An 11,750-nucleotide genomic window follows, 5' to 3' on the forward strand; every position below is an offset into this window, starting at 1 on the left:
TCGGCCCGGCGCCGGCGGGGCCCGGCGCGGCGCCCGCGCGCTACCCCGGCGGGGGGCGGCCCCCCCCCCCCCGCTACCGTGAACGAGGTCCACAGACAGAAAGGGGCCGGCAATGCCGGCCCCTCGGAGATCACATGGCGTCGCCGGCTCAGTCCGCCCAGCGACCGGCGCCAGTGGACTGCGGCAGCACCTGGGCCGACAGCGGGCGGTCGTTGGCCAGCAGATTCACGGCGTCGGCCAGGATCGAGGCCGACTCGCGCAGCAGCGGGTCCGGACGCTTCTCGGCGGCCTTCTCGCGCGCGGCATCCTTGACGATGTCACGCTCGTTGCCGGTCAGGCCGTCATCGCTGCTGTCATCGGCCAGCGGGTCCAGGGCCAGGCCCAGTTCCTTGCGCTGCACCTGACGCTCCTTGCGCTGGGTGTCCTGGCGCTCACGCTCAGCGCGGCGGGTGGCCTCGTTGAGCGAGATGTACTTCTTCGCGGCCTCGGTGCGGAACTGCTGCACGTCCTCGTTCCACCACTGGAACTCCTTGTCAGTGGCGATGCGGGTGTCGTGGCGGGTTTCCAGTTTCGGCAGCAGCGGCGCGAAGTTGCCGTACTGGGTGTGAGGCACGGCAGCGATGCGGGTCCACGGCAGCGCGTTGTCGTAGGTACTCTCGCCGAACTCGGTGGCATCGACACTGGCCGGGAAGGCCAGGTCCGGCACCACACCCTTGTGCTGGGTGCTGCTGCCGCTGATGCGGAAGAACTGGGCAATGGTCAGCTTGACCTGGCCGAAACGCTGGGTCTCGCCGCTCGGCCAACGGTCGAGGTCGACGATGTTCTGCACGGTGCCCTTGCCGAAGCTGGTCTCACCGATCACCAGGCCACGACCATAGTCCTGGATGGCACCGGCGAAGATCTCCGAGGCCGAGGCCGAACCGCGGTTGATCAGCACTGCCAGCGGGCCATCCCACGCCACGCCCTGGTTGCGGTCGCTGTTGACGGTGACGCGGCCACCGGACTCACGCACCTGCACCACCGGACCCTGCTCGATGAACAGGCCGGTCAGTTCGATGGCTTCATCCAGCGAGCCACCACCGTTGTTGCGCAGGTCCAGCACCACGCCATCCAGCTTGTCGTTCTTGAAACCGGCCAGCAGCTTGGCCACGTCGCGGGTGGCCGAGGCGTAGTCGGCCGCATTGCGGCGACGGCCTTCGAAGTCCTGATAGAAGGTCGGCAGCTTGATCACGCCGATCTTGCGCGCCGGCTCGCCATTGGCGGCCGGAATGGTCATGGTCTCGCCCTTGGCGGCCTGTTCGGCCAGGCGCACCTTCTGGCGGGTCAGCACCAGAGTGTGGTGCTTGCCGTCGGCACCTTCGGCAGCCGGAATGAATTCCAGCTTGACCTGGGTGTCCTTGGCACCACGGATCTTGGCCACGACATCGTCGATGCGCCAGCCGATCACATCCTCGACCAGACCGGACTTGCCCTGGCCGACGCCAACGATACGGTCACCCGGCTTCAACGTGCCGTCCACCGCGGCCGGACCACCGGCGATGATCTCGCGGATCACCACCACGTCGTCCTGGCGCTGCAGCTGCGCGCCGATGCCTTCCAGCGACAGCGACATCGCCTGGTTGAAGTTCTCGGCGGTGCGCGGGGTGAAGTAATCGGTGTGCGGATCAACCGCGCTGGTGTACGAGTTCATGAAGAACTGGAAGACGTCTTCGCCCTTCAGCTCGTTGACCGACTTCTCCAGCGTCGCGTAGCGCTTGTCCAGCGTCTTGCGGATGTCGTCCGGCTTCTTGCCGGCCAGCTTCAGGCGCAGCCAGTCGTTCTTCACCGACTTGCGCCACAGCTCGTCCAGTTCGGCGCTGCTGGCCGCCCACGGCACCTTCTTGCGGTCGTATTCGAAGCGCTCGTCGGTGGTGAAATCCGGCTCCTGCTTGAGCAGCTTGCGCGCGTAGGCCACGCGTTCGCCGACACGCTGCTTGTAGACCGCGAACACCTGGAACGCCGGCTCCAGCTCGCCGCCACGGATGGCCGAGGAAATGTTGGCTTCGAACGGTGCGAAGCGCGCCACGTCGGCCTGGGTGAAGTACTGCTTGCCGCCGTCCAGCGTCTCCAGGTAACGCTTGAACACGTCCTTGGACGTGGCCTCGTCCAGCGCGCGCGGGCGGTAGGCGTAACGGCTGTCGGACAGCAGGCCGTACACCAGTTTGGAGGTGGTCACCTGATCGGCGGTGGCCGCCGCGGGCAATGCGGGCGAGTCGGCCTTGGCCACCAGCGCCAGCGGCGCGACCAGCGCCAGGGCCATCAGGAATGCGGGGGCTTTGAATTTCATTGACGTGCTCGAAGGCGCCTTGCCAAGGGGGAGACTGCGGGGTGTTCAGACACCACGACAGTGCCGAAAGTTGCCGGGTTTGTCACCCGGCCGCGCTCGGTGGAAAACCAGCCTAGCGGGGCCGGTGTAGCAAATTGTGAATGCAGGCGAAGGCAGGACCGAGCCCTTGCTCGGCAGGCCACCAGCAAGCAGCCGAGCATGGGCTCGGCTCTACAGTAGGCAGAGGTGTGCGGACCAACGGTCCGCACCCACAGGAGAAGTAGCTCCCACCCACCGGCAGGGTGTCAGGAGACGCCCGCGCCCTTGGCTTGGACGTCGGCGTGGTACGACGAGCGCACCATCGGGCCGGACGCCACGTGGCTGAAGCCCAGTTCGTAGCCGTACTCTTCCAGCGCCTTGTAGTCCTCGGGGGTCCAGTACTTCAGCACCGGGTGGTGGTGCGCGGTCGGCTGCAGGTACTGGCCGATGGTGATCATGTCCACGTCATGCGCGCGCAGGTCGCGCATGGTGGCCTTGATCTGTTCGAACTCTTCGCCCAGGCCCAGCATGATGCCGCTCTTGGTCGGCACCTCCGGGTGCTGCGCCTTGAAGTTCTTCAGCAGGTTCAGCGACCACTGGTAGTCCGCACCCGGGCGCACGTTACGGTACAGGTCCGGCACGGTTTCGATGTTGTGGTTGAACACATCCGGCGGGTTCTGCGCCAGGATCTCCAGCGCGCGCTCCATGCGGCCCTTGCCGCGGAAGTCCGGGGTCAGCACTTCGATGCGGGTACCCGGCGACTTCGCGCGGATGGCGCTGATGCAGTCGACGAAGTGCTGGGCACCGCCGTCGCGCAGGTCATCGCGGTCGACGCTGGTCACCACCACGTACTTCAGACCCATGTCGGCCACGGTCTGGCCGAGGCTGGCCGGTTCGTTGGCATCCGGCGGCTTCGGGCGGCCGTGAGCCACGTCGCAGAACGAGCAGCGGCGGGTGCAGACCTCGCCGAGGATCATGAAGGTAGCGGTGCCATGGCCGAAGCACTCGTGGATGTTCGGGCAGCTGGCTTCCTCGCACACGGTCACCAGACGGTTCTCGCGCAGCTTGGCCTTCAGGTTCTGCACGGCATTGCCCGAGGGAATGCGCACGCGGATCCAGGACGGCTTGCGCAGCACCGGCGCATCGGCGAACTGCACCGGCGAACGGTTGATCTTGTCACCGCCCAGCTGCTTGACCCCGGCCTGCAACGGCGCGGCGGACGGAGAGTCGCCCTGCACGATCTGCAGGGGAATGGAACGGGCGGTGGTTTCAGTCATGGCAGTTCCGGGGGGCGGTCAGGCGGCCGCAGAAAGATCAGGCAGTTCGGGCGTGTGCTGCAGCAGCAGGCCGAACTGGCGGGCCAGGTGGTCCAGCAGCACCGGCTTGACGGCATTCATCCCGGAGGGGCCGCCCAAGTCTACCACCGAGGTCACCTGCAACCCCTGATAGCCACAGGGGTTGATACGGTGGAAGGGTTCCAGGTCCATGGCCACGTTGAAGGCCAGGCCATGGAAGGTGCAGCCGCGTCGCACACGGATGCCGAGTGCGGCGATCTTGGCGCCACCGACGTAGACGCCCGGGGCGCCCTCGCGGCGTTCGGCGCCGATGTTCCACTCGGCCAGGGTGTCGATGATGGCCTGCTCGATGCGGCACACGTAATCGCGCACACCGATGCCCAGCCGCGGCAGGCGCAGCAATGGATAGACCACGATCTGGCCGGGGCCGTGATAGGTCACCTGGCCGCCGCGGTCCACGTGCAGCACCGGGATCTCGCCCGGCGCCAGCACGTGCTCGTCCTTGCCGGCCTGGCCCAGGGTGAACACCGGGTCGTGCTCGACCACCCACAGCTCGTCGGCATCGGCATCGCTGCGCTGGTCGGTGAAGCGCTGCATGGCGCGCCACACCGGCTCGTAAGCCTGACGGCCGAGGTCGCGGACCAGGGCCGGACGCGGCGCGCGGTCCTCGGGGGCGGCTTCGGCCGGGCAGTTGTCGGCTACAGCGTCCACTTCACTTCCGGGTGGTCACGCAGTGCCTGGTGCGCCAGGTCGTACTGTTCGCGGCTCTCGGCCTTGAACACGATGCGGACGGACACGTACTTGCCGTTGGACGAATGCTTCCAGCTGATGCGCTCATTGACGACATCAATGCCGGCAGCCAGCAGCAGGCGGGGAAGCTCATGCTCCAGGCCTCGGTTGGCCGGGCCCATGGCGCTGAGCTCGAACTGGCCGGGGAACTGGAAGCCGTGGTCGGGGTTGTCGGACTTGATTTCCATGGACCCATTATCGGGCCGCAGGGCAACAAACCCAAGAGTATTCATCAAAGTCAAAAGCAGCATCGGCGAGCCGCTGCGTTGCAGCCGGCCCCTGCACTTGACGGAGCCGGCCCTTGCAGGCCGGTCCGGCAGGCGACGCGTGCCGGCACGGAACCGGCACGCGGGCGGCTTACTTGGCCGTTTCCATCAGGGTGGAATTGACCCAGCCCTTGTTGCCCATTTCGTCTTCCACTTCCCACATGGTGCCTTCCTTGACGCCGGTGGGGTACAGCAGCATGCCCGGCTCCAGCGAGCGCACCGGCGCGCCGGTGCCCTTGGCATTGGCCAGCAGGCGGCCGGCCTTGAGCATGGTCACAGCCTGGCCGGCGTTGGCCGCCGAGGCATTGGCCGGCAGGCCACCCAGCTCGGCCACCATGTTGGTGTAGGCCTGCAGGTAAGCCAGGGTGATCACCTGGCCGATTTCGGTATTGGCATAGCCACCGACGCCCATCGCGCCGATGCCGCCACCGCCGAACAGGCCGCCACCGGCGCCCCAGCCCAGATCGGTCTTCTTGGAGTTGCCCTCGACGATGGCCACCTGCTCGGAAGAGCGTACGTCGGTCAGGGTCAGGGTCACATCCGCGGTCTTGCTGCGGAAGTTCAGGCCGCCGACCACCGCGCCGGCCTTGCCGCCGATCAGGCCGCCCAGCAGGCCGCCAATGGCGTTGCCGCTGGCATTGCTGTTCTGCGAGATCAGGTCCGGCACCAGCACGTAGTCGGCGGCGCGGATCTGGCCCTTGCCGATGTTGGAACGACCACGCAGCTGGCCTTCGCTGGCCAGCGCGCGCTCGGCCTGGGCCGCGGCCATGCCGACGCCACGGTCCACCAGCGTGAAGCACTTGGATTTGTTGACGAAGACCTTGATGAGCTTCGAAGGCGCCGGCAACTGCTGGCCGGTCCACCAGTTCACCACGTCTTCCGGCTCGATCACCGAGATGGAACCCAGCGGCTTGGTGCAGACCGGAATCTCGGCCTGGCCCTTCTTGCTCTGCTCCTGGGCCGAGGTGCGGCTGTTGGCGAAGCTGTCGCGCAGACCCGCCGACGCCGGGGCACTGACGGCCACCAGACCGGCACCCAGCAGCGCGCAGGCCAGCACATGGGCGAGCGAATTCGATTTGTTCATATGAGTCATCCAGCACTTCGCCGACGGCGAAGCACAATCCATGGGTTGAGAAAGGGTCTGGGACCTGAATCCTTTGGCGACGCCCCCCAGGCGTCGGCGCAGAGAATAGGGCATGGAAGGCCCCAACCACAACCGCAGCTGACTGGAAATGCTGATGCCGACACTCTTGGTCCGATCCGGCCACCTCAGCGCCGGGTAATCCCGACCCGCCTCACGTATCACATTGTGTCAGGTGGACAATGTTGTTTTCGGAACAGACAAGTGACCGCCGTGTAGTCGTTTCAACCGCCGCCTGGGGGTACCGTGTCGCGGCATAAAACGACAAAAGAATCCGCCCCCCATGAGTCCCCCTTCCCAACGCCGCCTCACGGCCCTCGGGCTGTCCGGCCTGCTCGCTGCCGCCCTCCCGCTTGCCGCCCAGGCCGCCGAACAATGTGGCCCGGACGCAATGCGCGACCACCCGCCGCAGATCAACTTCCGCGTCGACAACGACCTGTTCGGTGGCCGCCACCAGGACCAGGGGTACACCAACGGCGCGCAGCTGACCCTGGTCTCGCCGAACCTGGTCGACTACACCGACGACCCCTGCCTGCCGCGCATGGCGCGCTGGGTGAACCAGTACCTGGAAGGCCTGCACCCCGGCAGGTTCGAACAGCAGAACATGATCTTCAGTATCGGCCAGGGCATCTTCACCCCGACCGATCCGGCCCGCCGCGATCTGATCAAGGATGATCGCCCCTATGCCGGTGTGCTGATCGCCAGCTTCGGCTTCAACGCGCGCAGCGGCGACCGCCTGCAGACCACCCAGCTGACGCTGGGCGTAGTCGGCCCGTGGGCGCAGGGCAAGCAGGTGCAGGACGCGGTGCACAACATCCTCAATGACAAGAAGTTCGAGGGCTGGGACAACCAGCTGCACAACGAGCCGCTGTTCATGCTGACCCACGAGCGCATGCGCCGCTGGCCGGCCGATGCCAGCATCAATGCCGGCGGCTGGGGCTGGGATGCGATCAGCCACTACGGTGGTGCGATCGGCAACCTGGAAACCAAGGCCAATGCCGGTGGCGAAGTACGTTTCGGCTGGAAGCTGCCCGATGATTTCGGCAGCACGCCGTTGCGTCCGGCCGGTGAGAACACGGCGCCGACCCGTGGCGGTCGCCCCAATGGCTGGTCATGGCACATGTTCGTGACCACCGACGCGGCGTGGGTGATCCGCGACATCACTCTGGACGGCAACACGTTCCGCAGCAGCCACAGCGTGGACAAACGCCACGTGGTGGCACAGGGCGGCTACGGCATGGCGCTGATGTACGGCCGCTGGAAGTTCGCGGTGGCGCGCTACCACAGCACCCGCGAGTTCTACGGCCAGCGCGAAGCCCCGGTATTCGGCAGCTTCACCATCAGCCGCTCGCTGTAAGGTAGGTGCCGACCGTTGGTCGGCACACCGATTCCAACGAAAAAGGCCGGCTTTCGCCGGCCTTTTCCTTCACCACGCGGGTGCGTGGATCATTCCGATTCCCACCACATCCAGAAGCTGTCCCACAGGCGCTTGAAGAAGCCAGCCTGTTCGACGGCGGCCACAGCCACCAGCGGTGCCTCGGCGATGACCTTGCCATCCAGGGTGACCTTCACGGTACCGATCTGCTGGCCGGCGGTGAACGGTGCTTCCAGGGTCTTGGGCACGTCGATGCTCGGCTTCAGGTCGTTGTAGCGGCCGCGCGGCACGCTCACCAGCATCGGCTGGGCCACGCCCAGCTGCACCTTGTCGGTGGTGCCCTTCCAGACCTTGTGCTCGGCCACAGCCTTGCCCGGCTCATACAGGCGGTGGGTCTCGAAGAAGCGGAAGCCCCAGTTCAGCAGGGCCAGGCTGTCATCGGCACGCTGCTTTTCCGACGCACCGCCCAGCACCACGGCGATCAGGCGCTGGTCGCCACGCTGGGCCGAGCTCATCAGGCAGTAGCCGGCTTCGGAGGTGTGGCCGGTCTTGATGCCGTCCACGCTGCCATCGCGCCACAGCAGCAGGTTGCGGTTCGGCTGCTTGATGTTGCCGACCTGGAATTCCTTGATCTTGTTGTACGCGTAGGTTTCCGGGTAATCGCGCACCATCGCGCGGCCCAGCAGTGCCAGATCGTAGGCAGTGCTGTGGTGACCCTGCGCGGTCAGGCCGTGGGCGTTGACGAAGTGCGAGTCCTTCATCCCGATCTTGGCGGCGTAGCTGTTCATCAGCGACGCAAAGGCTTCTTCGCTGCCAGCCACGTGCTCGGCCAGGGCGATCGCGGCGTCATTGCCGGACTGGATCGCCATGCCCTTTTCCATGTCTTCCAGGCGTGCGGTCTGGTTGACCGGGAAGCCGCTGTAGCTGCCGTCGGTGCCGGCGCCACCTTCGCGCCAGGCGCGCTCGCTCATCATCACCTGGTCATCAGCACGGACCTTGCCGTTCTTGACCTCGGCGGCGATCACGTAGGACGTCATCACCTTGGTGATGCTGGCCGGGGCCAGCTGCTCGTGGACGTTCTCGCCAGCCAGCACCTGGCCGGTGGCGTAATCCATCAGGACCCAGGCTTTGGACACGCTCGGCGCCGGGGCCGGCGGAGTGGCAACGGTAGCCGGGGCAGCAGCGGCGGCGGCAGGCGCCGGCGTGGCCGGAGTCGGCAGCGGCGTCTGGGCGGAAGCCAGGCCGACCACCAGGGTGGCGGCCAGGGCGGTGGCGGCGGAACGGAAATTCATTGGACAGCAGGCTCCAGGGGACGGCCGGGAATGGAGGGTGGAACGTAGCGGCTATTGTAAGGCCGGGGCAGCATGGGCCGGCAGCACCGGCCCGGGTGGATCAATCCTTGACGATCTGCGGCGAACCCAGGCCCAGACCGGCGATGCGGCCGACAAGTTCCGCGGCACTGGCATGGTCGCTGGCGGGAACGCGCAGCCGGAACAGCGTACGGCCACCGGCGGCGATGTCGCTGATGGTCGCACCGACGATACCGGCGGCGTTGAGCTGGCCCATCGCACGGTTGGCGTTGTCGCGGTTTGAGAAGCTGGCGACCTGCACCATCACCGCGCCCACCACCTGCTGCGACAGGCTGGGGGAGGCCGGTGTGGTGCGGACCGGTGCCGGCGCAACGGCGCGCGGCGTGGTGCTGGCAACGACCGCCGGAGCCGGCGCGTATGCGGTGCTGCGCGCCGGCGGTGCACTCGGCGGCAGGCTGCTGACCGCCACGTCCGGCACGGTGCTGGCCACGCCCTGGGTGGTGGCCGGCTGGCCACGCGCCGGCATGCCCTCGGCCGGCAGACCCTTGACCAGGCGATCGATGTCGCTGTCGGCGGCAGCACGTGCGGTCGGTGCCGGGCGCGCACTGGCTACAGCGCTGGCGGCGGCCGCTTCCGCAGCACGTCGTTCACGGCGCGACGGCTTCTGCGCCATCAGGTTGCTTTCGCCCGGCTGCAGCGCACGCACTTCGACGTTGCCGGTGCCGCGCTGGGTGATGCCCAGGCGCACGGCGGCGGCATAACTGAGATCGACCACGCGGCCGTCGTGGAACGGGCCACGGTCATTGACGCGCACGATCACCGATTCGCCGTTGTCCAGATTGGTCACGCGGGCGAAGCTGGGCAGCGGCAGCGTCTTGTGCGCAGCAGTGAACTGGTACATGTCGTAGACCTCGCGGTTGGAGGTCAAGCGGCCGTGGAACTTGGCGCCGTAGTACGACGCAGTGCCGCGTTCGACATAGTTGCGGGTGTCGTCGAGCACCTTGTACGACTTGCCCAGCACCACGTACGGGGTCTTGTTGCCGATCGCCGAGCGCTCTTCCGCGGTCACTTCCGGTTCGGGGATGCAGGCCACGTTGGGAATGTAGTCCGGGGTGCTGTCGCGCACGCCCGGCTTGTACAGGCCACCGGCGGTGTAGTTGCCGCGGGTGCTCAGGTCTTCCTTGGCCGCCGCATACGGCGAGCCTTCCGGGCAATGTGCCGGGCGCGAACCACGGCCCTGCACCAGCGTGCCACTGGACTTGCCACCATGGCCGGCCGTGGCCGGCTTCTTCGGCGCGCTGCTGCAGGCAGCCAGCGCGAGGACGATCAAGCCTGGGACCAGCCATCTGATGTTCATGCCGGGGGCAGCTCCTGTCCGGCGATGGCCTGGGACAACTGGAACACGGCCATCGCGTACATCTTCGAGAGGTTGTAGCGGGTGATCGCGTAGTAGTTCTGGAAGCCCAGCCAGTACTGCTTGCCGGTGCTGCCTTCAAGCGTGATCGGGGTGGCGGTGGCACCCGGCTGCACCGCTGCGCTGGGCTGGTAGCCGCGCTGCGCCAGGTCGGCCATCGACCAGGTCGGCATCCATTCGGTCGGATTGAACTCCTCGCGGCCCGGCGCCAGCGTGGCCGGCACGGCCACCTGGCCACCTCGCACCCAGCCGCCCTTCTTCACGAAGTAGTTGGCGATGGACGAGAACACATCGTCGTAGCTGGTGAACAGGTCGCGGCGGCCATCACCGTTTCCGTCCATGGCGTAATCGAGATAGCTGGACGGCATGAACTGGCCCATGCCCATCGCGCCGGCATAGCTGCCCTTGAGCGTGGTGATGTCCAGGTTTTCTTCGCGGCCCAGCTCGAACAGCTTGGCCAGCTCATCGCGGAAGAACAGCTCGCGGCGCACTTCGCGTTCCAGCTTGGCCGGGTCGCCGCTACGCGGGTAATAGAACGCCAGCGTGTACAGCGCATCAAGCACGCGATGGCTGCCGGCATTCTTGCCGTAGCTGGTTTCCACGCCGATGATCGCCACGATCACTTCGGCCGGCACACCGGTGCGCTGCTGCACGCGATCCAGTTCGGCACGGTGCTGGGCCAGGAACGCGCGGCCGCCATCGATGCGTGCCTTGCTGATGAACATCGGCCGGTATTCGTTCCACGGTTTGACCCGTTCGGCCGGGCGCGACATCGCGGCGATGATCGGCTGGCGCACCTGCGCCTGGTCGAGCACGCTGCTGATCTGCTCCGGCTTCAGGCCATAGCGCTTGGCGGTATCAGCAATGAAGCGGGCCCGCGCGACGTCGAACGGTACCGGGGTCAGATCGACCGGCGGCGCGGTGGCAGCGGCGGCTTCGGGCGCGGCCTCGGCCGGGCCATGAGCCTTGGCGGCGGGTTGGCGCGGCGTACTGCTGGCCTGGGGCGAAGACGGTGGGGACTTCGGCTGGGTCGCGCAGGCGACCAGGCCGAGGGTGAGCATGCAGGCCAGAGTGCGTCGAATCATCGTCGCAGGTTAGCAGGTCATGGATGAATTAAAACCCCTAACACCATGAATCACAACGATTTGCCCGCGTTCAGCGGGAAATGTGAAGACGTCGTGATCACCCTTCCCCATTCAGATAGAGGTTGCCGGTTGCGTCCCCATCCCCGCAGACGCAACCGGCGACCGGATCCGGTCGGTACCTGCGCGGCTGCCGCTCCCCAGTGGCAGTTCCCCGCGCTCCCTGTACCCGTTGGATCAGTACTGCTTCCCGCCCGACGCCCCCTCGCGCTGCAACGATTGACGGCGCGCCGTGCCGAACGGGCCGCCATTGTGCAGGCCGATTACGACAAGTCCATTGATCAAGATCAACGCGCTGTAAAAGTGTGAACCAGCTAACGCTTTTTACGGACTTTGGTCAGCGGGCGTGCTGCCGTGCATCGTCGTGAGAACGCTTCCACAACGGGCGTTGCGCAGAGTCAGGAAGTTTCCAGCCAACGGCGCAGCCCCTCGTGGGTGGGGTGTGTTGCGGAAAGCAGAAGCCGCGGCTGGGCCGGTCGGGTTGGGTACGCGGGGGACGCCGTGAATCCGTCCCTGGAGGCTTGGCAGCCGCATCCATGCGGCTGACTGATCTGGCCCCCTGAAAACGGACGCCATGAAGCCGTTTCAGGCGGCAGCCCGGAGCTGCCGGGCGTAGTTGTTAGGCGAGTGGTAGCCCAGCGCCGAGTGTAGCCGGGCTGGATTGTAGAAGCCGT

General features: G+C 66.7%; 10 protein-coding genes. 2 read left to right on the forward strand and 8 right to left on the reverse strand.

Translation table 11 applies throughout. The features are described from left to right. Window positions 1–148: 148 nt before the first annotated feature. From ACJ7C5_RS14685 to ACJ7C5_RS14705, 5 genes are all read right to left on the reverse strand, one after another. Entirely contained in the window at window positions 149–2,326 is a 2,178-nt protein-coding gene (locus ACJ7C5_RS14685; protein WP_412704307.1) for a carboxy terminal-processing peptidase, read from the reverse strand. 284 nt (window positions 2,327–2,610) lie between these two features. Beyond that, window positions 2,611–3,621 (reverse strand): lipoyl synthase, encoded by a 1,011-nt coding sequence (gene lipA, locus ACJ7C5_RS14690; RefSeq protein WP_088027180.1) that lies wholly within the window; start codon window positions 3,619–3,621, stop codon window positions 2,611–2,613. Between the two features lie 18 nt (window positions 3,622–3,639). Continuing rightward, on the reverse strand, window positions 3,640–4,350 hold the full coding sequence (gene lipB, locus ACJ7C5_RS14695) for a lipoyl(octanoyl) transferase LipB (RefSeq protein WP_094002377.1): 711 nt from the start codon (window positions 4,348–4,350) through the stop codon (window positions 3,640–3,642). Continuing rightward, on the reverse strand, window positions 4,338–4,616 hold the full coding sequence (locus ACJ7C5_RS14700; RefSeq protein ID WP_005411067.1) for a YbeD family protein: 279 nt from the start codon (window positions 4,614–4,616) through the stop codon (window positions 4,338–4,340). The genes lipB and ACJ7C5_RS14700 overlap by 13 nt, the downstream gene beginning before the upstream one ends. A gap of 169 nt (window positions 4,617–4,785) precedes the next feature. Continuing rightward, window positions 4,786–5,778, reverse strand: a complete 993-nt coding sequence (locus tag ACJ7C5_RS14705) for a CsgG/HfaB family protein (RefSeq protein WP_049447832.1) — start codon at window positions 5,776–5,778, stop codon at window positions 4,786–4,788. A gap of 340 nt (window positions 5,779–6,118) precedes the next feature. Between ACJ7C5_RS14705 and ACJ7C5_RS14710 the strand changes: the two genes are divergently transcribed. After that, window positions 6,119–7,192: a lipid A deacylase LpxR family protein gene (locus ACJ7C5_RS14710; RefSeq protein ID WP_295554238.1), complete on the forward strand. Its 1,074-nt coding sequence runs from the start codon at window positions 6,119–6,121 to the stop codon at window positions 7,190–7,192. 89 nt (window positions 7,193–7,281) lie between these two features. On the opposite strand, the gene ACJ7C5_RS14715 is transcribed toward ACJ7C5_RS14710, so the two are convergent. The 3 genes from ACJ7C5_RS14715 to mltB all read right to left on the reverse strand — a co-directional run bounded on the left by ACJ7C5_RS14715 (window position 7,282) and on the right by mltB (window position 11,019). Next, window positions 7,282–8,502 (reverse strand): D-alanyl-D-alanine carboxypeptidase family protein, encoded by a 1,221-nt coding sequence (locus ACJ7C5_RS14715; protein WP_049447834.1) that lies wholly within the window; start codon window positions 8,500–8,502, stop codon window positions 7,282–7,284. 100 nt (window positions 8,503–8,602) lie between these two features. Beyond that, window positions 8,603–9,877 carry a septal ring lytic transglycosylase RlpA family protein gene (locus tag ACJ7C5_RS14720; protein WP_412704308.1) on the reverse strand — a complete coding sequence of 425 codons (1,275 nt, stop codon included), beginning with the start codon at window positions 9,875–9,877 and terminating at the stop codon, window positions 8,603–8,605. Beyond that, on the reverse strand, window positions 9,874–11,019 hold the full coding sequence (mltB, locus tag ACJ7C5_RS14725) for a lytic murein transglycosylase B (protein WP_412704309.1): 1,146 nt from the start codon (window positions 11,017–11,019) through the stop codon (window positions 9,874–9,876). Before mltB ends, ACJ7C5_RS14720 begins: the two co-directional genes overlap by 4 nt. A gap of 45 nt (window positions 11,020–11,064) precedes the next feature. Here mltB and ACJ7C5_RS14730 point away from each other — a divergent pair, with 45 nt between their 5' ends. Continuing rightward, a complete protein-coding gene (locus ACJ7C5_RS14730) occupies window positions 11,065–11,385 on the forward strand; it encodes a hypothetical protein (RefSeq protein ID WP_412704310.1) in 321 nt (106 codons plus the stop codon). Window positions 11,386–11,750: the final 365 nt, after the last annotated feature.

This window comes from Nocardiopsis yanglingensis, from assembly GCF_045809185.1.
Classification (GTDB): domain Bacteria; phylum Pseudomonadota; class Gammaproteobacteria; order Xanthomonadales; family Xanthomonadaceae; genus Stenotrophomonas; species Stenotrophomonas yanglingensis.

Excerpts from the sequence above, each read along its gene's own strand:
- ACJ7C5_RS14685 (WP_412704307.1), bottom strand. The coding sequence starts at position 2,326 with ATGAAATTCAAAGCCCCCGCATTCCTGATGGCCCTGGCGCTGGTCGCG.
- lipA (WP_088027180.1), bottom strand. The coding sequence starts at position 3,621 with ATGACTGAAACCACCGCCCGTTCCATTCCCCTGCAGATCGTGCAGGGC.
- ACJ7C5_RS14700 (WP_005411067.1), bottom strand. The coding sequence starts at position 4,616 with ATGGAAATCAAGTCCGACAACCCCGACCACGGCTTCCAGTTCCCCGGC.
- ACJ7C5_RS14705 (WP_049447832.1), bottom strand. The coding sequence starts at position 5,778 with ATGAACAAATCGAATTCGCTCGCCCATGTGCTGGCCTGCGCGCTGCTG.
- ACJ7C5_RS14710 (WP_295554238.1), top strand. The coding sequence starts at position 6,119 with ATGAGTCCCCCTTCCCAACGCCGCCTCACGGCCCTCGGGCTGTCCGGC.
- ACJ7C5_RS14715 (WP_049447834.1), bottom strand. The coding sequence starts at position 8,502 with ATGAATTTCCGTTCCGCCGCCACCGCCCTGGCCGCCACCCTGGTGGTC.
- ACJ7C5_RS14720 (WP_412704308.1), bottom strand. The coding sequence starts at position 9,877 with ATGAACATCAGATGGCTGGTCCCAGGCTTGATCGTCCTCGCGCTGGCT.
- mltB (WP_412704309.1), bottom strand. The coding sequence starts at position 11,019 with ATGATTCGACGCACTCTGGCCTGCATGCTCACCCTCGGCCTGGTCGCC.
- ACJ7C5_RS14730 (WP_412704310.1), top strand. The coding sequence starts at position 11,065 with ATGAATCACAACGATTTGCCCGCGTTCAGCGGGAAATGTGAAGACGTC.